Below are 21,089 nucleotides of genomic sequence, written 5' to 3'. Positions count from 1 at the left end.
AGACGCTGCACAGTTGCGCATTCGATCGCGCGATTTTGATGCGAACGTAGCTGAATGAAAAACAACCGGTCAAGGCATTCGATTACATGCGCAGAATAATGCGCAAATGCTCAAAAGATGTGCATCTTGTACAGTGCCCGATGTGCGGAAGTCAGAGCGGTTGAGTGCGATCCTCGATCAGGTCGGCGAGCACGGCAGCGTGGACGTCGCCGCGCTGGCCCGCGCGCTCGGCGTCTCGGGCGCGACCATCCGCCGGGACCTGCAAGCGCTGAGCCGCGACCAGTTGCTGGTGCGCACCCACGGCGGAGCGATGTCCAACGAGTCCGGCGACGAAGTGCCGACCCGGGTCAAAGCGGCGCTGCGGCAGGCGGAGAAGCGAGCCATCGGCAGAGCCGCTGCCTCCTTCGTGGAGGAGGGCGCTGTTGTCGGCATGACCGGCGGCACCACCGCCCTCGAGTTGTCTCGTGCCCTTGCGCGGCGGCGAGGCATCACGGTGGTGACGAACGCGATCAACATCGCCTCCGAGCTTGTCGGTCACGCCGGCGTCCGGCTCGTGCTGATCGGTGGGATCGCCCGCTCCTCCTACGAGTTGGTCGGCCCGGCCGCCGAGGCGATGCTCGCGAACTACCACCTCGACATCGCGTTCATCGGCGTGGACGGACTCACGCCGGAGGAGGGCTGTACGACGTACGACGAGATGGAAGCGCAGACCGACCTGGCGTTCCTGCGCCGGGCGTACCGCGGTGTTGTGATCGCGGACAGCTCCAAGCTCGGCCGCGTGACCTTCGCCCGGATCAGCATGCTCTCCGGCGTCACCGATGTCGTCACCGATCGCGGCGCCCAGCCCGGCCAGCTCGAGGCGCTGCAGCGGGCCGGCGTGCAGGTGACGGCAGTCTGACTGGGATCAGCGGTGCTCGGCAACGACGAGCTGGAACTTCTCGAACGTCAGCTTGATCGTGTTGTGCCGTGCGTCGACGGCGCCCAGGGACGTTCCGTTGAAGGGATCGGTCAACCGGTACCTGCCCTTGCCGAGACCACGCAGTTCCACGTCCCCGTCCCATTGGTCGGCGTAGAAGGCGTAGTGCAGCGTTGAGTTCTTGGCGATGACGTGTGTCTCCGGCAGGTCGAAGCCGACGTCGTACAGCTCCCCGCGGTACTCGCCGGTGGGCAGCATGTTCTTCTCGTAGAGGTCGACCCACTTGCGCCAGAGCGCCTCCTTCTCCGGAGTCAGTACCTTCTCCCGGCCTGGCTTCGTCCCCGGCGGGTCGCTCGGGTAGGTGAACTTGGTCGACAGTACGGCGCCGACGCCGTAGCTGGAGGCGAAGTCGTTGCCTCCGTCACTCAGTTCGACGTGGTCGCCGGCGTAGCTGCTGCCGTTCCCCATCAGCGCCTTCATCGACTTGCCCTTGGTCCGGACCTGGTACGACGACGTCGGGTCCGAGCCGGGGTACTGGTCGACGTACGGCAGGTTGTGGAAGGCGAACGCCGTACCGCATGGGCAGAGTTCGACGACCGCGTTGCGATTCTCGGCGTGCGCGGCGTCGTGGATCGCCTTCCAGAACTGAGCCAGTCCCTCGGTCGACTCCTCCGGGCGGGCGTGCCCGTGAGCGGGGTTGCAGCAGGGCGTGACGCCGTTGAGATGCTGCCCGTCGATCTTGAGTCCCTCGTAACCCCAGTCACCGATGAACTTCCGCGCCTGTCCGGCGAAGTAGTCGACCACCGGCTGGTACGCCGGGCACAGGGTCCACGCGTCCCACCAAGTCACCTTCTGCTTGTTGCCGTCGCGGTCGAGCAGCAGCATGTCGGGGCGTTCCTTGAACAAGTTGCTCTCGGGGTCCGCGGCCAGCGGCGCCCACCAAAGCCGGGCCAGCAGACCGGCGTCCCGGATGTCCCGGGTGAACGCTCGCATGTCCGCGTCGCCGCCGGGGAACTTCGCCAGGTTGATGTCCCAGTCGCCCTCGTTGGTCTGCCAGCCGTCGTCGAGGCCGGCCCACTTGAAGCCGACGTCGCGGACCTTGGGCAACGTCCCGAGCACCTGCTCGACAGTGAAGTCGCGCTCGTATCCCCAAGCACACCAGACCGGAGCGTACGCCGACTTCGCGACCTTGGGAGCGCGTAGACCGAGGTCGCCCATGTAGTCGCGGTACCGCTGCAGCGGCACGAAGTGGTCGCTCGAATGGACCGTCACGAAGGTGGTTTCGGTGGTCAGCCGTTGACCCGGCTTCAGGGTGCGCGGGGTGTCGCCCTCGATGGCGATGCTCGCACCGTGCTCCGACTTGCGGACCGGCATCCGCAGAACCCGCGCCTTCGGCTCCACGTGTCCGACGGAGAGACCGCCGGTGCGACGCCAGACGGTCGCCATCGGGGTGCCGCCGCCGTAGTCGGAGGCATCCATGCCGAGTGAGTTCTCCTGGGCGAAGTCGTCGGTCACCGGTTGCACCCAGTCGCGGCGGTCCTCGTGGGTAGAGCCGGAGAAGGTGTAGAAGCCGCCTGGCGATTGCAGAAGTTCGTGAGCTCCATTCCGCCAGCCGGTGATGTCGAGCGACTTGCCGGACAGGTTCGTATAGGTCACCTGCATCACGGCCATACCACTCAATCGCTGATAGCAAGTGAGCTCGACGGTCTTTCGTACGCGTTCCTTCGAGTCACCCTCGATGGTCACCTGCACCCCTGCACCATGGCGGGAATGCCAGGTCCTCCGCGTCCGCTGCTCCCGATAGGCGAAGGTGTCGATCGCCGTGTCGCCGAGGAGCAACGCCTCACCGGCGTCGAACTGCGTCAACTGCGAGCCGTTGAGCGCGACCCTGCTGTGCAACTGGTCATCGAAGTCAACAGTGATGGAGGTATCGCCGACACCCACGACCTTCGGCCCTGCCGCAGCAGCGGTCGCGGCCGGGAGCGCTGCCAGACCCGCGCCTCCCAAGGCGATTTTCAGAACGGTTCGCCGCTTCATATGAGTCATGCCAAAACTCCTCAGGAGTGAAAGCCGACGCAGCGCAAATATGCGCGATGAGTCCTGAAACGTAATCTGACGAACACATTCCGTCAAGCCAACAAGGTATTTGCGCACAACATTGATCAAAGCGCGCAATTCGCGGTCTCAGTGCGATCCCACACCCTGGACAGCCGAGCGGTGGAGGCGCACTGTGAGAACAGACGTCTGCCGGGGAGGGCTCCTGGAGCGGAGCGGGCGTCACATCCGGGGGAGACCGTCGTCGGGGGCGATACCGCATCTCCTTGCTCAGGCTCGATCGAGGGAGAGTCATGTCCAGAAGGGGAATCGCGGTCGCCGTCGGCATCTTGTTCTTGGTCCAGATGGTCACCGCCATGGTCGGGACGTCACTGATCGATGGCTTCGAGAACGGCGATACCGACCGCGCACCGTTGACGGTCGGCGTCGTGCTGATGATGTGTTCTGGGATCGCTGTCGTGGGGATCGGCCTGCTGATGTACCAGGTGCTGAAGGAGGTCAACCAGCGGCTTGCGATCTGGTATCCGGTGATGAGAGTCATCGAATTCACCGTCTCCACCGTGTGCGGGATCTATCTGCTCACCCAGCTGGAGGTCGTGCCCAATCACCTGCTCTGGGTGTACATCCCCACGGGTATTGGTGGTCTGATCCTCACGTACCTGCTGTTTGTTTCCCGGATCGTTCCTCGGGCGATCGCTGTGCTCGGGCTGGTTGGCTACACCTGTCTCTCGCTCGGGGCCGTCCTCGACCTTCTCGGCGTACTCGACATGAATGCTGGAGCTGGACTTGTGCTGCTGGTTCCGGGCGGGTTGTTCGAGGCCGTGGCTATGCCGATCTGGTTGATTGCCAAGGGATTCAGGTCACCGGTGCCGGCGCCCGGCGTCGGGTCACCGGCGTTGGCGGCGTAGGGCCTCAGTTCCAGCTGTCTTGGACGAGGCGGCTGTCGCACGCACTACTACCTGTGATCACGTCATGTGTCTCAGCACTGGCGTTTCGGTCAGGTCCGTAAAGCTCGTCCGTTCTGGTGGAACGGTGTGACTTTTTGCGGTGGCCGAGGCGTCTTACAGGGTGACGCGACGACATGACAGCCGATTGCGGGCGGGGTGAGACGTGTGCGCACCGAGGTTTCGATCCGTCAGCACCAACTGACGGTCGGTGAGATCGAGCCGCTGCACTATCGAGCGGTAGCCGATCTCCACGATGACAGAAGCTTTCTCCAGATCCCGTCCTGGGCTCAGGTCAAGACCGGCTGGGCCTCCGAGCTACTGGCCTGGCGAGACGGCGACGGACGGGTCGTCGGTACGACGCTGGTGCTGTTTCGCCAGGTGCCAGGTCTGTCCCGGTGGTATGCCTACCTGCCTGAGGGACCGGACATCGATTGGGCGGATCCCTGGCTGGAACGCTGGCTCGATCCCTTGCTCGACTATCTGGAGCGACGGGAGGCTTTCGCGGTCAGGCTGGGACCGCCGAAGGCCTTGCGGCGTTGGCAGGCGGCCACCTTGAGGTCGGCTGTCGCTCCTGGCCGCCGGGTCGACCATGTCCTGCCCGATGTGGTGGAGCCGGTCGGGTCCGCGATCGCCGACCGGTTGAGGACCCTGGGATGGCGCCGATGCGGCGAGCAGGAGTCGGCCGGCGATGCGCAGCCCCGGTACCTGTTCCAGGTCCCGATCGCCGGCCGCGATCTCGTGGCCGGCTTCAGCAAGGAGTGGCAGCGCAACATCCGCAAGGCGATGAGGTCGGGCGTCGACGTACGGCTCGGGGCCGAGCGCGACCTGCCCACGTTCTACGAGCTCTTGAGCACCACGGAGCGACGCAACGGGTTCCGTTCGGGCCGGTCGTTGGCGTACTACCAACGCCAGTACCGGGTGATGAACGGCGAGGTGCCGGGCCAGATGCGGCTGTATCTGTCGAGCTGGCAGGACGAAGTACTTGCCGCGCACACGATGAACGTCGTCGGCCGCCGGGTCTGGTACCAGGCGGGCGGGTCGGCCGATCACCGCCGCGAGGTCAGGCCGAGCCACATCCTGCAGTGGAAGATGATGGCCGACGCCCAGAAGCTCGGCGCCGAGCGGTACGACATGCGCGGAGTGTCGGCTTCGCTGGATCCCGACGACGCTGCGTACGGGCTGCTGCGATGGAAGCTGGGCACCGGCGGCGAGGTTGTCGAGACCGTCGGCGAATGGGAGCGACCGCTTCCTGGACCGATCAACCACACACTGCACCGGGCGATGATCCACTTCCGTCATCGCGGCCGGTCCGGGAAGGTCCGTCGCTGAGGCAGGATGTCGTCGTTCCCAGGATCGAGGAGGCCCCATGGACTGGCGAGAGCTTCAGCTGTCCGAGTGTCTGCGTGGCACCGATGCGGAGATGCTGCAGTTCGCGGTCGATCGGGTGCGGCAGCAGTTCGCCTGGAAGACCGGTGATCTCGACGCGGAGCAGTTTCGCCGTACGCATCCGCCGTCGACGATGACGCTGGCGGGCTTGGTCAAGCATATGACGTTCGTCGAGGACGGCTTCACCGCGCAGGCGGCGGAGCAACCGCTCGGGCCGCCGTGGGACACCCGGAGCTGGGTCGAGAACGACGAGTGGGGGTGGGAGTCCGCGGTCACGGACGATCCGGAGCAGCTCTACGCCGAGTGGTACGCCGCCGCGAAGCGCTCCCAAGCCACGTGGGCGCAGCTGTGCGCCGACGGCGGCCTCGACGTGGTGATCGACACCGCCGAGCCGGCCTGGGCCAAGACTCGCCGCCGTTTCCTGATCGACCTGCTGGAGGAGTACCTCAAACACACCGGCCACGCCGACCTGCTGCGCGAAGCCATCGACGGGCTGAGAGGCAACGACCCCAGCTGAACCTAGCGGGCTCGCGGACCAGTCGACGCCCGGGGCCGGCCGCTGTCGGAGTCAGCCGGTGGGAGCTTGGCTTCCAGGGTGGCGCCGCCGGTGTCGGCGGTGTGGACGGTGATCGTGCCGTGGTGGCGTTCGATGATGGTGGCAACGATTGCCAGACCGAGGCCGGTGCCGCCGGCGTCGCGGGAGCGGGAGGGGTTCAACCGGACGAACCGGTCGAAGACGTGGGACCGGTCGGCTGGGGGGATGCCGGGACCGTCGTCGCTGATGGCGAGGACGACCGTGCCGGCGGACTCCGTGAGGGTGAAGGCGACCCGGCTCCGGGCGTGCCGCGCGGCGTTGTCGGCGAGGTTGTGGATCATCCGGGACAGCGCCGCCTCGTCGCCGCGGACCTGACCGCCGGACACACCGGCCGTGTCGATCGTCAGGCTTGTTGCCAACCGCAACCGTTGTGCCTCGGCGAGGACGAGGTCGTCGAGGTCGACCGGGGTGTTCGGAGGTTCCGTGTGGTCCTCGTCGGAGCGAGCCAGTAACAGCAGATCGTCAACCAGGCCTTGCATCCGCACATCTTCGTCGAGGACCGTCGTCGCCAGCTCGGTGACGGTCGTGCGCCCGGGATGGGCCCGTGCGACCTCGGCGTGCTGGCGGATGGCCGCGATCGGAGACCGCAACTCGTGCGAAGCATCGGAGACGAACCGTTGCCGGCTCTCCTGCGCCCGCTGCAGCCGGTCGAGCATCCGGTTCATCGTCCTGCCCAGCCGGCCGATCTCGTCGGTGCGTACGGCGGGAACCCGGCGGTGGAGCTCGCTCGCGGTGATCTCGTCGACCTCACGTCGGATCGCCGTCACCGGCGCCAGGATCCGCCCTGTCACCACCCAGGTCACGCCGCCGACGATCAGCATCATCAACGGCACCCCGACCACGAGGACGCGACGGACGAACCGGGTTGAGTCCAGCACGTCCACCAAGGGTTTGCCCACGATCACATCACCACCGGTGGCGAGCGGTGCCGCGGCGAAGACGAAGTCCTCCGGGTAACCGGGAGGCTCGACCGAGACGCAGCCGTTGGTAGGCGGAGAAGCGAGCGTCTCGCCACCGCCCGGTACTGCGGTCCACTGGATCAGTTCGCTGCTTGTCGACTGCGGCCGGTCCGTACCGGTCACCGAGCTCAGTTGCGTAACGCGGTCGCGCGCGTCCTGGCACACCTGGTCGGTGAGTACGGAGCCGAGCAGTGCGACGAGCACCAGGGCGCCCGCGACGAGCGCGACGCCGAGCACCAGCACCGCCGTGAGTGTCACCCGCAGCCGCATGGCACGACCTCCCATCGTCAATCGGCGAGTCGATAACCGGCTCCGCGCAGGGTCGTGATCGAGTCCTGGCCGAGCTTGGTGCGGAGTCGTCGGATGTAGACCTCGATGATGTTCGGGTCGCCGTCGAAGTCGTAGTCCCAGACGTGATCGAGGATGGTGCGTTTCGACACCACCTGACCGTGCCGGCGAACGAGGAACTCCAGCAACGACAGCTCGCGCGCGGTCAGCGCCAGCTCGATCTCGCCGATCCAGGCTCTCCGGGCCGCGGGATCCAGCCGCAGGTGACCGGCTTCCAAGACGCACGGTCGTTCTGCCGCACCCCGTCGTACCAAGGCACGGAGCCGCGCGATCAGGACGGCGTACGAGAAAGGCTTGGTGAGATAGTCGTCGGCGCCGGTGTCCAGCGCACGGACCTGGTCGGTGTCCGCATCCCGCGCCGTCAGCATCAGGATCGGCGTCCACACCTGCTCGGCCCGAAGCGTCGCACAGATTTCGAACCCGTCGATCTCCGGCAGCATCAGATCCAGCAGGACGACGTCGTACCCGTACTCGCGGGCGAGCCAGAGTCCGTCGGTCCCGGTCAGCGCGACGTCGACGGCGTACCCCTCGGCCTCCAGGCCGGCCCGCAGGCCCGTGGCCAGCCGGAGCTCGTCCTCCACCACCAGCGCGCGCATCACCCACCTCCAGGCGATCCTCCTCCATTCTGGCTGAATCCCGGCTGAATGCACCGTTCAGCCGGGATTCAGCCGTGCGGACCTACCGTCGGCCCATGGCGACCATCGAGGCGATCGGCCTGAGCAAGCGGTACGGCGCGCGCAACGCCCTCGACGGACTCACCTTCGCCGCGGACGCGGGGGAGGTGATCGGACTGCTCGGACCCAACGGCGCCGGGAAGACGACCACGATCCGCCTGCTCACCACGATCCTCGAGCCGACCGGCGGGACCTTCGCCGTCGCCGGCGTACCGAGCGATCAGCCGCACCGGATCAGGCGACGCATCGGCGTTCTGCCGGAGAGCGCCGGCTATCCGGCGCGGCAGACAGGGGCGGAGTACCTGCGTTACGCGGCGCGGCTGTTCGGATCGAGTCGCCACGATGCACGCGCGGTGGCCGGTCGATTGCTGACCGACGTCGGACTCGGGGATCGAGCGGGTGCACGGATCTCGACGTACAGCCGGGGAATGAAGCAGCGGCTCGGGATCGCCCGCGCGTTGGTCAACGACCCCGCGGTCGTGTTCCTGGACGAGCCGACGCTCGGCCTGGACCCGGCCGGTCAGCGCGAGATCCTGAGCACCATCGCGGCCATCGCCGAGCGACGCGGTGCGACGGTGGTGCTGTCGACCCACACGCTGACCGAGGTCGAGCAGGTCTCCGGCAGCGTACTCATCCTCGACCACGGCAGGCTTCGGGCGGCCGGGCCGCTCGCCGGCATCGTGGCGGGAGCGGGCAGCCTGAGTGCCGCGTTCCTCGACCTGACCGGGGAGAGCGGTCATGACTAGGTGGACAGTGGTTGCCGAGCAGGAGAGCCGGGACCTGTGGATCGGCGGCCGCGGACCAGTGCTGGTGTTCGGATTCAGCGTCCTGCTCAGCGCGATGACCTACCTGGCCGCGACCAATCAGGCGATGAACTTCCTCGAGCAACGCGAGGCGGTCAACCTCACGGTCCAGGTGGGGCTCGCAGTCGGGGTTCTGCTCACGGTCGTGGTCAGTGCGGATGCGATCAGCGGCGAGCGCGAACGCGGCACCTTCGAGGCACTCCTGCTCACACCGGTGTCCCGGCGTGCGATCGTCGTCGGCAAGCTCGCAGCCGCCATGACGATGTGGCTGGCGTGTTTGGCCGTCACGCTCCCTTATCTGTGGGTGCTCGGCCGCGGGGTGGCAGGCGCAGGCCAGGCGGCGCTCCTCGCCCTGACCGTCGGGACGCTGGTCGCGGTCGGGCTCGGCGGCATCGGAATGCTCTTCAGCGGTTGGACGAACTCCAACAAGACCAGTCTGGCGGGCGGCTTGCTCCTACTGCTCGTACTGTTCGCGCCGACCCAACTGCCCGCGCTGCCGCGGACCGGATTCGGTCAGGTACTGACCCGGATCAACCCGATCGGGTCGGCACTGCACTACGTCTCCCAGATCCTTGTCGGCCGCCGCGGCTGGACCAACGACCTCAGCTATCTGGCCGCGCCGGTCGTGGTCGCACTCGTCGTCGTCGCCGTCCTGATCGCGGCCGGTCCTCGACTCGTCCGGCTGACTGCGGGGCTGCGATGAACCTGCTCAGCCTGATCGCCACCGTGGTGATGGCCAGCCCGACGATCACGATGAATCAGGACCAGCTGACCGCGCAGCTCGGCCAGACCCTCACCGTGGAGTCCGTCGTCAGTGAGTCCGGTCCGGCCATCGCGCACCTCAACGTGGTCAGCCTCGACGGCGTGTACGTCGATCTGGAGGACTGGACCCAGGACGTCACCCAACCGGTCCCGGCGGGCCGGGAAACCCAACTGGACTGGGAGTTCCAGGCTGTCAATCCCGGTCACTTCGCGGTGTACGTCGTCCTGATCCCGCGGAGCGGAGCTCTCGTCGCCGGACCACCGGTCCACATCACGGTGTCGCCTCGCCAGACGCTCGACACCGGCGGTGCCCTGCCGGTGGCGATCGCCGTACCGGCATTGCTCGGCGCCGCCGCGCTGATCGGGCGCCTCAGACGTGCAGCAAGGGCTTGAGGTCCTTGCCGAGGAAGTGCACGAAGGCGTCGAGGTCCGGTTCGTCTCGGCACGGTTGGATGGAGACTGTGGTCACTCCGGCGTCGGCCAGTTGCAGGATGCGGTCGGCGATGGTGCGGGCGTTGCCGGCGGCGCCTACCTCTGGTCCGCCCGGAATGTCCCAGTTGGCCAGCTCTGCCTCTATCCGGGCGTGAGCATCCGGTCCGGTGGCCACGGTCAGGGTGGCGACGACCTCGTGGTCTGGCGCGGCGTCGGCCAAGGTGGTTGCCGTCGACTGCTTCAGCTCGGCGAGGTCCAGGCCGAGGGGGAGCATCGTGCCGGTGCCGAGTCGCCCTGCTGCAGCCAGAGATCGTGGACCGGCAGCACCGATCAGCAGCGGCACGGGCTGAAGCGGCGGGTAGGTCAACGCGACGTCGTCCAGCCGCACGTAGCGGCCTGACACCGTGACTCGCTCGCCGTCCAGCAACTGGCGTAGTGCAGTCGCGTACTCGCGTAACAGGGTGAGTGGCGCATCGGCTCGCACTCCCGCTTGCTCCATCCACGGTTGTACGCCGTGACCGATTCCGGCCACGAATCGGCCGGGAAAGAGCCGATCGATGGTCGCGATCTCCATGGCCGCCTGGGCGACAGAGCGCAACGGCACCGGCAGTATGCCGATCCCGACCCGCACCCGCGACGTGGCTTCCAACGCAACCACGGCGCTGGCGACCGCACTCTCCTTGAAACAGTCCTCCGACACCCAGAAGTCGTCCAGCCCGGCGGCGTCCACCGACCTTGCCAACGATCTGATCGACTCCGGGGGCAGCGCCGGGTGAAACACCAGGCCGAGTCTCAGCTGATTGGTCATACCACCATGCTCGACCCGACCACCGACAGTCTCGACGCGCGCGACCCTGCGATGCCAGTCTTGTCGACCAGGACCGACTTACAGCAGGAGGCGAGAGTGGAGATCCCGGGCGGGTTCGAGGAACTGTTGTCATCGACAACGGTCGCGTTCGTTGGGACGATCGGCAAACGTGGTGAGCCACAGGTGACGCCGCTGTGGTTCCTCTGGGACGGCGAGCGAGTGCGGATCAGCCTGGTGGAGGGCCGCCAGAAGTTGCGCAACCTGCAACGCGACCCTCGGATCTCGGTCGTGATCGTGGACCCGGCCCGGCCGACGTACTACCTGGAACTGCGCGGCCGGATCGACGAGTTGCGCCCCGACCCGGAGCTCGCGCTGGAGCAGGCGATCGCCCGCAAGTACACCGGCGACTGGGCGGACGTCGAACCGGGTACGACGCGGTACGCGGCCGGCGTCATCGTCGAACGCACCACAAGCCAGCTCGGGAGCCCTTGACGCGACGTCCCAGCGCGGGCTGTAATCGATGTCTCCCGCCGTGTTGACGTCAACATCCTTACTGCCCGTCCGCCCCGACGTAAGGACCCCGGATGAGACTGATCAGACTCGCCGTCCTGAGCGCAACGCTCACCCTGCTGGCCCCGGCCGCGATCGCGGCCCCCGCCCCACCTGCACCCACGACCTACAACTCGTTCCGCCCCGGCGCCGAATGGCTCGACACCACGGGCCAGGTGATCCAGGCGCACGGCGGCCAGGTGGTGCCGTCGACCGACCACCGCGGCCGGCGGATCTGGTACTGGTACGGCGAGGACCGCAGCAACGGGTACTTCGACTCACCCGGAGTCCACGTCTACGCGTCGTACGACTTGTACAACTGGAAGGACCAAGGACTCGCTCTCCGGTCGATGAGTTCACCGGATCAGTTCACGAACGACAAATACTTCGCGAAGTTGTACAAGCACTACACCGCCGCGCAGAAGGAGATCGTCTGGCGCGACCTGTCCACCAACAGCGTCCGCACCGACGGCTGGGCCAGTCCGTCGATCCTCGAACGCCCGAAGGTGATCCACAACCAGGCCACCGGCAAGTGGATCATGTGGGTGCACTCCGACGGACCGTCGTCGCCCACCGGTACGTCGACGTACGCGCGGGCCGAGGCCGGCGTGGCGATCGCGGATTCGCCGACCGGGCCGTTCCGGTGGATCGACTCGTACCGGCTGAACCGCGTACCGAGTGACTCGGTGCCGTGGTGTGGGACCGGGTCCGCGTTCGACCCGGCCGGCGGCATGGCGCGGGACATGAACCTGTTCGTCGACGACGACGGGACGGCGTACATCGTCTACTCCTCCGAGGAGAACCGGACGATGTACATCTCGAAGCTGAACAAGTCGTACACCTACCTGTCCGCGCCGCCCGAGAAGGCGGTGCAGGGGAAGGACTTCGTGCGGACGCTCGCGTGCAACCAGCGGGAGGCGCCGGCGATGTTCAAATCCGAGGACACCTACTACCTGATCACCTCCGGTGCGACGGGATGGGATCCGAACCCGGCGCGGTACGCCACGGCGACGAGCATTCTCGGCCAGTGGACCGACAAGGGCAGCCCGATCAGTGGGGCCGGCGCGGCCGACACCTATCGGTCGCAGAGTACGTCGGTGATCCCGGTCGATCCGGCGCGGAACAAGTACGCGTTCATGGGCGACCGGTGGACTCCGGATGATCTGGCCAACGCGCCCTACATGTGGTTGCCGATGAGCTTCGGCGAGGGTGGCAGTCTGTCGATCGGCCCGGACCAGGAGTGGACGCTCGGCGACCTGGCGCCGTACCAGCGCTGGACTGTCGAGACGGCGCTGCCGGATCACGTCTGGCTCAACGACACGAGCACGTTGCCGGCCTCGATCCGTGTGAAGACGGCGGCGGGCTCACAGCAGGTCGCGGTCACCTGGGATGCGTCGACTGTCGCGCAGCCGGGGCCGGCCAGCCTCCGCGGCACTCTGTCGGACGGGCGGACTTTCACGCGGTCCGTGATGGTCGTCCCGCATAATGCTCGGTACGCCGTCAACGCGGGCGGTGCCGCGACGCCGGACTGGCAGGCGTTGATGCAGACCGCCGCTGGTGAAGGTGCACTGCTGAATTCGGGCCCGGAGCAACCATTGGGAACCGATCCCGTCACCGGGACGACCTGGGGCTTCACCGGGTCGAGTGCGCCCGCGGGGAGTGGCGACCTGTACAGCACCTTGCGCTACGCCAAGGATCATGAGGCGCTCGTCTACACCTTCGGCGGCCTGGAGCCGGGAACGTACACGGTCCACGCCGGGTACTTCGATCCGTGGCCGTGGGCCAACCGCGCCGCCCAGGTCTCGGTCAACGGTTCGATCGTCGACCAGCAGCGCCTGTTCGCCGGCACCGGTACGGCGGCGTCGTACGGCGGGATCGCGGTCGGTGCCGACGGCAACCTCACCGTCTCCATCGCGCCGACCCGCACCCCGGACATCCAAGTCAGCTGGCTGATCGTCTCCCGCGACGGCTGACTCGTGCCCCCGGTCGACCGCCGGGGGCACAGTTGTGTCCGCACTAGTCAGTGCTACTATCTACTGGTAGTCAGCAGCACTGAGTAGCGCGAAGAGGTGAGCCGTGGTCAAGCAGATGACGGAGATGCTGAAGGGCACGCTGGAAGGGATCGTGCTCGCGATGCTGCTCGGGCGGCCCGCGTACGGCTACGAGATCACCGCGTGGTTGCGGGAACAGGGCTTCACCGACATCGCCGAAGGCACCATCTACGCGCTGCTGGTCAGGTTCGAGCGACGAGGTCTCGTCGACGTGGAGAAGGTCCCGTCGGAAAAGGGTCCGCCGCGCAAGGTGTATTCCCTCAACGCTCAGGGTCAGGAATATCTCGACGAGTTCTGGAGGACATGGAGCTTCCTGTCCGAACGGCTCGAACAGCTCCGCGAAGGAGGACGCTAGGAAATGGCCATGACGACACAGTCCGTTATTCAGGTGCAGGGCCTGGAGAAGTCGTACAAGGAACTGAAGGTACTGCGGGGCGTCGACTTCGACGTGCGGCGCGGCACCATCTTCGCCCTGCTCGGCTCGAACGGCGCCGGCAAGACGACGGTCGTGCGGATCCTGTCCACGCTGCTCAGGGCCGACGCGGGGACGGCCACGGTGAACGGCTTCGACGTCGCGACCCAGCCGGACAAGGTGCGGGAGTCGTTCAGCCTGACGGGTCAGTTCGCCGCCGTCGACGAGATTCTCAGCGGGCGGGAGAATCTCGTCCTGGTCGCCAAGCTGCGGCACCTCGACGAACCGGGCAAGATCGCCGACGAGCTGCTGGCTCGGTTCTCGTTGACCGAGGCGGGCGGGCGCCGGGTCGCGACGTACTCGGGCGGTATGCGCCGCCGCCTCGACATCGCAATGAGCCTGATCGGGAATCCGCCGGTCATCTTCCTCGACGAGCCGACCACCGGACTCGACCCGCAGGCACGGATCGAGGTGTGGAACAGCGTCAAGGAACTCGCCGAGCACGGCACGACGGTGCTGCTCACCACGCAGTACCTGGACGAGGCCGAGAAACTCGCCGACCGGATCGCGATCCTCCACCAGGGGCACATCATCGTCAACGGCACCCTCGCCGAACTGAAGCAACTGCTGCCGCCGGCTAAGGTCGAGTACGTCGAGAAGCAGCCGACCCTCGAGGACGTCTTCCTCACCCTGGTCGGCACGGACAAGTAGGGGAAAACCATGGCCACACATCTCTTCGGCGACACCGCCGTACTCACCGGACGGTCCCTGCGGCACATCACCCGCAGCCCCGACACCATCATCACCACCGCACTGATGCCGATCGCGATGATGCTGCTGTTCGTCTATGTCTTCGGCGGCGCGATCGACACCGGGTCGGCGTCGTACGTGAACTACCTGCTGCCCGGCATCCTGCTGATCACGATCGCCTCCGGCGTCGCCTACACCGCCTTCCGGCTCTTCACGGATCTGCAGAGCGGGATCTTCGAGCGCTTCCAGTCCCTGCCGATCGCGCGGTCGGGCGTGTTGTGGGGCCACGTGCTGACCTCGCTGGTCGCCAACCTGATCTCACTGGTGATCGTCGTGGGCGTAGCCCTGCTGATGGGCTTCCGCACCGGCGCAGGAGTGGCGGCCTGGCTGGCGGTGGCCGGAATCCTGGTCCTCTTCACCCTCGCGGTGACCTGGCTGGCCGTGGTAGCGGGCCTGTCCGCCAAGTCGGTGGACGGCGCGAGCGCGTTCTCGTACCCGCTGATCTTCCTGCCGTTCCTCAGCTCGGCGTTCGTGCCCACCGAGACCATGCCCGGTCCGGTGCGCGCCTTCGCCGAGAACCAGCCGGTGACGTCGATCGTCAACACGATCCGCGCGCTGTTCGCCGAGCAACCGGTCGGCTCTGACATCTGGATCGCCCTTGCGTGGTGCGTCGGTCTCCTGCTCGCCGCCTATGCCTTCGCGGTCGCGCTGTACCGGCGCAAGATCAGCTAGACACCCTCACTGGTCGGTGTCTGGAGCGTGTCAGCCGCGTGTCAGGGCGGTCGGCAATCGTCGTACGCAACAACTATGCGTCTTTGCAGGCAACAAATTCCCGAAAGGACCCGAGCATGTTCGCACGACTGGGGTCGCTGGTCGTTCGCCATCCGTGGCGGACGATCGGCGCCTGGGTGGTGATCATCGTCGCGGTGGTCGCGACGGCCCCGGCGCTGACCGCGACCACCGACCAATCCGATTTCCTCCCTTCGCACTACGAATCGATCCAGGCAGCCAAGCTGCAGGAGAAGGCCTTTCCGAACGCCGCCGCGCCCGCCGCGATCGTGGTGTTCGAACGAACCGACGGCGCGCCGCTGAGCGCGCCCGACACGGCAGCGGTCGGATCGATCGCCGACCAGCTGAACCAGGCACACCTGAAGGATGTCACCGGAATCCAGGCGGTCCCGCCGTCGGAGAACCGGCTCATCCAGATCGCCGCGGTACAGATGACCAAGGTCACGAACCCCAGTGACACCAGGCAGAACGACGCGGTCAAGGCTCTGCGTACGGCGTTGCAGGACAACCTGCACGGCACCGATCTGAAGGCCGGCATCACCGGTTCGGCCGCGCAGACGCTCGACGCGCAGGAGTCGTCGACCAAGGGCCTGGCCATCATCGGGATCGCGACCGTTGCACTGATTCTGGTGCTGCTGCTTCTGATCTTCCGCAGTCCGGTGATCGCGCTGTTGCCGATCGTGGTCATCGGCGCGATCTCGACCGTCGTCAACGGACTGATCGCCACGGTGAGCAAGGCGTTCGATCTGAAGATCGACAGTTCGGTCAGTACGATCCTGCTGGTGGTGCTGTTCGGGGTCGGCACCGACTACATCCTGTTCCTGATGTTCCGCTACCGGGAACGGTTGCGGGCCGGGGAGGATCCGAAGACCGCGATGGTCAGCGCAGTCACTCGGGTCGGTGAGGCGATCACGTCCGCGGCCGGCGCGGTGATCATCGCGTTCATGGCGCTCACGCTGTCCACCCTGGGCTTGTTCCGCGCGCTTGGACCGGCGCTGGCGATCGCTGTGGCGGTGGCGCTGCTGGCCGGCCTGACTCTGGTGCCGGCGATCGTTTCCCTCTTGGGCACCAAGGTGTTCTGGCCGTCGAAGGCGTGGCGTGTGGAGCCGAAGGGTGCCTTGTTCGCCGCACTGGGCCGCGGGCTCGGCCGCCGTCCGGCGGTGTTCGCGGCCGCGTCTGGCGGCGTGCTGATCGTGCTGGGTGTGTTCGCGATCGGGTTCAACCCGACGTTCGACCTCACCTCCGGCTCGACCTCCAACGCCTCCGAATCCACGGTGTACAGCAAGGAACTGCTCAAGGGCATGCCGGCCGGCGTCACCCAGCCGTCCGATGTACTGCTGCAGTCGCCGAACCCGCTGAACAAGACCCAGCTCGACGCTTATCGCACCGAGCTGACCCGAGTGGACGGAGTCGGCGAGGTCTCGGAACCCGCGCTGTCGCGGGACACAACGGTCGCGCACTTCCAGGTCACGCTGAAGAGCGCGCCCGAATCGGACCAGGCGATCGAGACTGTCCGGGGACCGCTCCGTACTGCGGTCCACGAGGCCGCACCGCCCGGGACCACCGCGGTGGTAGGCGGTCTGACATCGGTGTTCGTCGACTTCCAGGACGCGATGAACCACGACTACGCGGTCGTGTTCCCGGTGGCGGCGATCCTGATCATGATCGTGCTGGCGCTGTTGCTGCGGAGCCTGGTGGCGCCGTGGTACCTGATGGCCTCGGTGTTCCTGGGGTTCGGGGCCACGCTGGGTGCGACCGTCATGGTGTTCCAGCATCTGCGCGGTGAGAGCGGGCTCATCTTCACCCTGCCGGTGATCATGTACCTGTTCGTTGTTGCCCTAGGCACCGACTACAACATCCTGATGGTGGCCCGATTGCGGGAAGAGGCGCGGGAGGGCCGCAATCCCAGGGAATCCGCCGCCCTGGCTCTGCATCACACCGGGCCGACCATCGCCGCGGCCGGTGTCATCCTGGCGGGCACCTTCGCCTCGATGATGCTGGCAGGCAACTCGACGCTGGCGCAGATGGGCTTTGCCATCTCGGTCGGCATCGCGATCGCGGCGTTCGTGATGGCGATGTTCTTCACCCCGGCGCTGACCGCCCTGATCGGCCACCGCGCCTGGTGGCCGGGCCACGGCGACACCCACCAGAAGCCCCGGCAAACCGAAAACCGAGAGCCGGTGAGCATCAGCTGATCCCACCTCCCGGATGCCGGGCTGTCCTCCACGGGCAGCCCGGCTCCGTCACGTTTACCCAACGGTGCGCCCCGACGTACTCGCGGCCTTCCTGAGCTCAGGCTCGTTGGGCGGCGAGTTTGATGCCTAGTAGGACCATGACCGTGCCGGTGGTGCGGCGGGTCCAGGTGTGCCAGCGGGGGCTGCCGCGGATGCGGCGGCCGAGCAGGTCGCCGGCGAAGGTGATGATCACGTTGAAACACAGGCCGATCGTGCAGAACACCACACCGAGGACGAGGAACTGCACGATCACCAGACCACGTGCGGGCTGGACGAACTGGGGCAGGAAGGCGAGGAAGAACAGCGCGACCTTCGGGTTGAGTACGCCGATCATCACCGCCTGCCGATAGTTCGTCGCCCACCCAGCGTCCGGAGCCGCATCACCAGAACCATGTGATGCCGATCGACCGAAGAGGGATCGGAGCCCGATCCCGATCAGGTACGCCGCCCCGATGACCTTGACGACAACGAACGCCACCGGGACCTGGGCCAGGACAGCGGACAGGCCGAACGCCGCCAGCAGGCAGTGCACCATCGTGCCGGTCTCGAGCCCCAGCGCCGTGGCAAAAGCCGCGGATCGTCCCGCGCCGACGCTCTTCGCGATCATCACCGCCTGCCCCGGTCCGGGGACGACCGTGATCACCGCGACAGCCGCGACGTACGCCGCCACGAGCGAGATCTCAGGCATGCCCAGATCCTGCCGCGGCCTCTCACGGCCCCGCCAACCTTTCAGCCACGCCTGAATCCACAGGACCTTGACACTCGGCGCGGCCCTCGCCCAGCCTATGTGTTCCATAAACGGCGCTGGGTTCAGCATTCTGAACAACGGAGGTTGCACTCGTGAAGCTGCCCGTGTTCGCGTACCTGTCGCGACCTGGCAGGACGCCCCGTTCTTCACCGGGGCCGAACGAGTCGCACTCGAGCTCATCGAGGCAGTCCCCACTCCGAACCCGTTCGGCGAACGAGTCTCCGACGAACTGTTCGCCAAGGCATCCGCCCTGTACGACGACGAGGAGCTCTGGACCATCACCATGGCCATCGGCCACTTCGGCATGTTCGTCCCGGTCGCCCTCATCGCCAAGCCCATCCCCGGCCGGCCCATCGGCAAGAACTACAGCAGGTAGCACCAACATCCTCAGGCCGGCGGGGTCGTCGGGCGGCTCGACTCGCGGACGATGATCTCGTGGGGGACGGTGTAGACGCGGGCGGGGTCCCGGTTGCCTTCGATTCTGCTGATCAAGGCCTCGAACGTCTTGTCCGCAAGGAGATCCAGGTCGGTGGCGACGCTGCTCAGACTGGGGGACAGGTAGCGTCCGTCGATGATGTTGTCCCAGCCGATCACGGCCACGTCGTCGGGGACCCGGACCTGGTGCTCGATGAAGGTCCGGATGGCGCCGATCCCCAGCAGGTCGCTGGCGCAGACCAACGCGTCGATCTCGCCGATCCGGGGCAGTAGCTGCTCGGCCACCGCCGAACCCGACTCCCGGCTGTACCGGTCGCAGCGGAGCAACCAGTCGTCACGGCTCTCCAGGTCCAGCTCCCGCACCGCGGCGCGGTAACCCTCGAGTCGTAACTGGCCGACGCTCGACGGCCGGGACGGATTGCCACCGACGTACGCGATCCGCCGCCGGCCGCCGTCGGCCAGATGCCGGACGACGTCCCGGGCGGACTGCTCGTTGTCGATCGCGACGTAGTCCGCGGTGCCCTCACTCAGGTGCTCACCGAGCAGCACCATCGGGGTGAATCGGCTCATGTCTGCCATCCGTTGCGGATCCACGGCCAGCGGGCTGTAGATCACCCCGTCGATGCTGTGGCCGGGGTACCCGCCGGCGGCGCGCAGTTCGTGCTCGTCGCTGCGCCCGGTTTCGTCGGTGAAGACGGCGTACCCGTGCCGCTCCCCGGCCATGATCAACGCGTGCGCCAAGGCGCCCAGGTACGGCTCGTCGATGCGCGGTACGGCGAGCGCGACGATGTTGCTGCGGCCGCTCTGCAGTTGCCGGCCGACCAGTGAAGGGGTGTAGCCGAGTTCGGCGATCGCGGCCTTGACCCGGGCCCGGGTCTCGGCCTTCACGTGCCGCCGCTCGTGGACCACGTTGGTCACCGTCTTCAACGACACCCCGGCCAGCTCCGCGACGTCCTTCAGCCGGGCCGGACGACCCGGTAGGCCGTTCTCAGGCGTCATCGTTCTCCCTTCGACTACATCAGCCACATCTTGACAGAGCCCACGAGCCCGGTCAGCATACTTCTAACGTTAGAACTTCTAACGTTAGAAACGCTTCCGATGCAGTGCCGCCGCCGACAGGGAAGTGGGCTCGTGAAGAAGATCGCGTACGTCGCCTCGATCATGCTGACCACCGGAGCACTCTTCGCCAGCGCGGCCTGTACCGGCGGCGCGCCAGGCACCGGGTCCGGGACCGTCGAGCAGGACACCGGCAGCCGGCAGGAGATCCGGTACATGATCGGGCAGCCGGAGGATCCGGCGGACCTGGAGTTGATCAAGTCCGACCTGAAGACGTTCGAGTCGAAGAACCAGGGCATCACGGTGAAGCTCGACGTCATCCCGAGCGAGAACGTCCGGACCGTCCTGCAGACCCAACTGCGCTCCGGTGAGGGTCCTGACGTCTTCGGATACGACACCGGACCGGGCTTCGCCGGCGCCCTGGCCAAGGCAGGGCTGGTGTACGACCTGACCGGTGCGTACGCCGAGCACAAGTGGCCGATCTACGACTTCGCCAAGAAGCGCGTCACCTTCGACGGCAAGATCGTCGGGGTGCCGAGCCAGATCGAGGAAGTCGGCATCTTCTACAACAAGACCCTGTTCGCGAAGCACGGGATCGCCCAGCCGCAGAACCTCGCCGACCTGACCGCCGCGGCCGAGAAGCTCAAGCAGAACAACGTCGTCCCGTTCGCCGTCAGCGACAAGGAAGGCTGGCAGGGCGGCCATCTGCTCAGCATGGCGCTGTCCAGCGCGGTCGGGTCGAAGGGCATGGACGACCTGCTCAACGGCCGTACGTCGTGGAACACCCAGCCGGTGGTGGATTCGCTGGCGGTCTGGAAGCAGTGGAACGACAAGGGTCTGCTGACTCCCTCACCGGCAGCGGTCAGCTACGACAACGCGAACGCGCTGTTCTACTCCGGCAAGGCCGCGATGGACCCGACCGGCAGTTGGCTGGCTCTGGACATCGAGCGGAACGCCAAGTTCGACGTCGGCTTCATTCCGTTCCCGGCCCAGGACGGAGCGGGCATCTTCAGCGGTGGTCTCGGGGCGGGCACGTTCGTCTCCGCGTCGACGAAGAAAGCGGACGCGTCGATCAAGTTCCTGGACTACCTGCTCACCGCCGAACACGGCCGCTGGGCCGCCGAGAAGCTGCAGGACATCCCGGCCTATCCCATCGACACCGCCGGCATGAAGGCGTCGCCGTTGTTCAAGCAGGTCCTGGACGACTCGGCCAAGATCGCCAACGGCACCGGTGACTTCGGGTACAACATCGACGTCCTGACCACCGACGTGTTCAACAACGCCATGTGGAAGGGCATCCAGGGCATCCTGAGCGACCAGTCCGAGCCGGCGAAGGTCGCCGCCCAGCTGCAGACGGCGTACGAGAAGTCGGCGAAATAG

Annotated in this window: 21 protein-coding genes; 15 read left to right on the top strand and 6 right to left on the bottom strand. The window is 66.7% G+C overall.

All coding sequences use genetic code 11. The features are described from left to right. Positions 1 to 142: 142 nt before the first annotated feature. Positions 143 to 898: a DeoR/GlpR family DNA-binding transcription regulator gene (locus E0H75_RS31020; RefSeq protein WP_202873258.1), complete on the top strand. Its 756-nt coding sequence runs from the start codon at positions 143 to 145 to the stop codon at positions 896 to 898. Between the two features lie 6 nt (positions 899 to 904). Here the strand turns inward: E0H75_RS31020 and E0H75_RS31015 are convergent, their stop codons facing one another. Beyond that, complete coding sequence (locus tag E0H75_RS31015) at positions 905 to 2,962, bottom strand: glycoside hydrolase family 36 protein (RefSeq protein ID WP_131517263.1); 2,058 nt, start codon at positions 2,960 to 2,962, stop codon at positions 905 to 907. Positions 2,963 to 3,264: 302 nt separating this feature from the next. Between E0H75_RS31015 and E0H75_RS31010 the strand changes: the two genes are divergently transcribed. From E0H75_RS31010 to E0H75_RS31000, 3 genes are all read left to right on the top strand, one after another. Next, positions 3,265 to 3,879, top strand: a complete 615-nt coding sequence (locus E0H75_RS31010) for a DUF4386 domain-containing protein (RefSeq protein WP_131517262.1) — start codon at positions 3,265 to 3,267, stop codon at positions 3,877 to 3,879. A 204-nt stretch (positions 3,880 to 4,083) separates the two neighbouring features. Beyond that, positions 4,084 to 5,247 carry a lipid II:glycine glycyltransferase FemX gene (locus E0H75_RS31005; RefSeq protein WP_131517261.1) on the top strand — a complete coding sequence of 388 codons (1,164 nt, stop codon included), beginning with the start codon at positions 4,084 to 4,086 and terminating at the stop codon, positions 5,245 to 5,247. 37 nt (positions 5,248 to 5,284) lie between these two features. Further along, positions 5,285 to 5,821, top strand: a complete 537-nt coding sequence (locus tag E0H75_RS31000) for a mycothiol transferase (protein ID WP_131517260.1) — start codon at positions 5,285 to 5,287, stop codon at positions 5,819 to 5,821. Positions 5,822 to 5,823: 2 nt separating this feature from the next. Here E0H75_RS31000 and E0H75_RS30995 read toward each other — a convergent pair whose 3' ends face one another. Together E0H75_RS30995 and E0H75_RS30990 are read right to left on the bottom strand one after the other, a co-directional pair. Continuing rightward, the gene (locus E0H75_RS30995) at positions 5,824 to 7,128 is read right to left on the bottom strand and encodes a sensor histidine kinase (protein WP_202873257.1); all 1,305 of its coding nucleotides are present in this window, start codon (positions 7,126 to 7,128) and stop codon (positions 5,824 to 5,826) included. 17 nt (positions 7,129 to 7,145) lie between these two features. After that, complete coding sequence (locus E0H75_RS30990) at positions 7,146 to 7,802, bottom strand: response regulator transcription factor (protein WP_131517258.1); 657 nt, start codon at positions 7,800 to 7,802, stop codon at positions 7,146 to 7,148. A gap of 95 nt (positions 7,803 to 7,897) precedes the next feature. Here E0H75_RS30990 and E0H75_RS30985 point away from each other — a divergent pair, with 95 nt between their 5' ends. The 3 genes from E0H75_RS30985 to E0H75_RS30975 are packed head-to-tail and all read left to right on the top strand — an operon-like array spanning position 7,898 to position 9,838. Further along, positions 7,898 to 8,626, top strand: coding sequence for an ABC transporter ATP-binding protein (locus E0H75_RS30985; protein WP_131517257.1), 729 nt, complete (start codon positions 7,898 to 7,900; stop codon positions 8,624 to 8,626). After that, positions 8,619 to 9,386 carry an ABC transporter permease gene (locus E0H75_RS30980; protein WP_131517256.1) on the top strand — a complete coding sequence of 256 codons (768 nt, stop codon included), beginning with the start codon at positions 8,619 to 8,621 and terminating at the stop codon, positions 9,384 to 9,386. The genes E0H75_RS30985 and E0H75_RS30980 overlap by 8 nt, the downstream gene beginning before the upstream one ends. After that, on the top strand, positions 9,383 to 9,838 hold the full coding sequence (locus tag E0H75_RS30975) for a hypothetical protein (RefSeq protein ID WP_131517255.1): 456 nt from the start codon (positions 9,383 to 9,385) through the stop codon (positions 9,836 to 9,838). The genes E0H75_RS30980 and E0H75_RS30975 overlap by 4 nt, the downstream gene beginning before the upstream one ends. On the opposite strand, the gene E0H75_RS30970 is transcribed toward E0H75_RS30975, so the two are convergent. Then, entirely contained in the window at positions 9,816 to 10,685 is an 870-nt protein-coding gene (locus E0H75_RS30970) for an LLM class flavin-dependent oxidoreductase (protein WP_131517254.1), read from the bottom strand. The two genes, E0H75_RS30975 and E0H75_RS30970, sit on opposite strands and share 23 nt — an antisense overlap. Before the next feature lie 96 nt (positions 10,686 to 10,781). Between E0H75_RS30970 and E0H75_RS30965 the strand changes: the two genes are divergently transcribed. From E0H75_RS30965 to E0H75_RS30940, 6 genes are all read left to right on the top strand, one after another. Next, positions 10,782 to 11,177: a PPOX class F420-dependent oxidoreductase gene (locus E0H75_RS30965; RefSeq protein WP_165554143.1), complete on the top strand. Its 396-nt coding sequence runs from the start codon at positions 10,782 to 10,784 to the stop codon at positions 11,175 to 11,177. 92 nt (positions 11,178 to 11,269) lie between these two features. Then, entirely contained in the window at positions 11,270 to 13,207 is a 1,938-nt protein-coding gene (locus tag E0H75_RS30960; RefSeq protein WP_131517252.1) for a glycoside hydrolase family 43 protein, read from the top strand. A gap of 103 nt (positions 13,208 to 13,310) precedes the next feature. Next, positions 13,311 to 13,640 (top strand): PadR family transcriptional regulator, encoded by a 330-nt coding sequence (locus E0H75_RS30955; protein ID WP_131517251.1) that lies wholly within the window; start codon positions 13,311 to 13,313, stop codon positions 13,638 to 13,640. Between the two features lie 9 nt (positions 13,641 to 13,649). After that, the gene (locus tag E0H75_RS30950) at positions 13,650 to 14,408 is read left to right on the top strand and encodes an ABC transporter ATP-binding protein (RefSeq protein ID WP_131517250.1); all 759 of its coding nucleotides are present in this window, start codon (positions 13,650 to 13,652) and stop codon (positions 14,406 to 14,408) included. Positions 14,409 to 14,417: 9 nt separating this feature from the next. Beyond that, entirely contained in the window at positions 14,418 to 15,179 is a 762-nt protein-coding gene (locus tag E0H75_RS30945; RefSeq protein WP_131517249.1) for an ABC transporter permease, read from the top strand. Between the two features lie 38 nt (positions 15,180 to 15,217). Beyond that, the gene (locus E0H75_RS30940) at positions 15,218 to 17,431 is read left to right on the top strand and encodes an MMPL family transporter (RefSeq protein ID WP_238163359.1); all 2,214 of its coding nucleotides are present in this window, start codon (positions 15,218 to 15,220) and stop codon (positions 17,429 to 17,431) included. Between the two features lie 97 nt (positions 17,432 to 17,528). Here the strand turns inward: E0H75_RS30940 and E0H75_RS30935 are convergent, their stop codons facing one another. Continuing rightward, complete coding sequence (locus tag E0H75_RS30935; RefSeq protein ID WP_165554141.1) at positions 17,529 to 18,158, bottom strand: LysE family translocator; 630 nt, start codon at positions 18,156 to 18,158, stop codon at positions 17,529 to 17,531. Between the two features lie 97 nt (positions 18,159 to 18,255). Between E0H75_RS30935 and E0H75_RS30930 the strand changes: the two genes are divergently transcribed. Further along, a complete protein-coding gene (locus tag E0H75_RS30930) occupies positions 18,256 to 18,594 on the top strand; it encodes a carboxymuconolactone decarboxylase family protein (protein ID WP_202873256.1) in 339 nt (112 codons plus the stop codon). An 11-nt stretch (positions 18,595 to 18,605) separates the two neighbouring features. Here E0H75_RS30930 and E0H75_RS30925 read toward each other — a convergent pair whose 3' ends face one another. Beyond that, the gene (locus tag E0H75_RS30925) at positions 18,606 to 19,652 is read right to left on the bottom strand and encodes a LacI family DNA-binding transcriptional regulator (protein ID WP_131517247.1); all 1,047 of its coding nucleotides are present in this window, start codon (positions 19,650 to 19,652) and stop codon (positions 18,606 to 18,608) included. 132 nt (positions 19,653 to 19,784) lie between these two features. On the opposite strand from E0H75_RS30925, the gene E0H75_RS30920 reads away from it, so the two are divergent. Then, positions 19,785 to 21,089, top strand: a complete 1,305-nt coding sequence (locus tag E0H75_RS30920; protein ID WP_165554139.1) for an ABC transporter substrate-binding protein — start codon at positions 19,785 to 19,787, stop codon at positions 21,087 to 21,089.

This window comes from Kribbella capetownensis (assembly GCF_004331485.1).
In the GTDB taxonomy this organism is placed as follows: domain Bacteria; phylum Actinomycetota; class Actinomycetes; order Propionibacteriales; family Kribbellaceae; genus Kribbella; species Kribbella capetownensis.
This window is presented reverse-complemented; position numbering and strand designations above follow the sequence as displayed.

Coding starts and splice junctions, on each gene's coding strand:
- E0H75_RS31015 (WP_131517263.1), bottom strand. CDS start 2,962: ATGACTCATATGAAGCGGCGAACCGTTCTGAAAATCGCCTTGGGAGGC.
- E0H75_RS31010 (WP_131517262.1), top strand. CDS start 3,265: ATGTCCAGAAGGGGAATCGCGGTCGCCGTCGGCATCTTGTTCTTGGTC.
- E0H75_RS31000 (WP_131517260.1), top strand. CDS start 5,285: ATGGACTGGCGAGAGCTTCAGCTGTCCGAGTGTCTGCGTGGCACCGAT.
- E0H75_RS30995 (WP_202873257.1), bottom strand. CDS start 7,128: ATGCGGCTGCGGGTGACACTCACGGCGGTGCTGGTGCTCGGCGTCGCG.
- E0H75_RS30990 (WP_131517258.1), bottom strand. CDS start 7,802: ATGCGCGCGCTGGTGGTGGAGGACGAGCTCCGGCTGGCCACGGGCCTG.
- E0H75_RS30985 (WP_131517257.1), top strand. CDS start 7,898: ATGGCGACCATCGAGGCGATCGGCCTGAGCAAGCGGTACGGCGCGCGC.
- E0H75_RS30980 (WP_131517256.1), top strand. CDS start 8,619: ATGACTAGGTGGACAGTGGTTGCCGAGCAGGAGAGCCGGGACCTGTGG.
- E0H75_RS30975 (WP_131517255.1), top strand. CDS start 9,383: ATGAACCTGCTCAGCCTGATCGCCACCGTGGTGATGGCCAGCCCGACG.
- E0H75_RS30970 (WP_131517254.1), bottom strand. CDS start 10,685: ATGACCAATCAGCTGAGACTCGGCCTGGTGTTTCACCCGGCGCTGCCC.
- E0H75_RS30960 (WP_131517252.1), top strand. CDS start 11,270: ATGAGACTGATCAGACTCGCCGTCCTGAGCGCAACGCTCACCCTGCTG.
- E0H75_RS30950 (WP_131517250.1), top strand. CDS start 13,650: ATGACGACACAGTCCGTTATTCAGGTGCAGGGCCTGGAGAAGTCGTAC.
- E0H75_RS30945 (WP_131517249.1), top strand. CDS start 14,418: ATGGCCACACATCTCTTCGGCGACACCGCCGTACTCACCGGACGGTCC.
- E0H75_RS30935 (WP_165554141.1), bottom strand. CDS start 18,158: ATGCCTGAGATCTCGCTCGTGGCGGCGTACGTCGCGGCTGTCGCGGTG.
- E0H75_RS30930 (WP_202873256.1), top strand. CDS start 18,256: ATGTGTTCCATAAACGGCGCTGGGTTCAGCATTCTGAACAACGGAGGT.
- E0H75_RS30925 (WP_131517247.1), bottom strand. CDS start 19,652: ATGACGCCTGAGAACGGCCTACCGGGTCGTCCGGCCCGGCTGAAGGAC.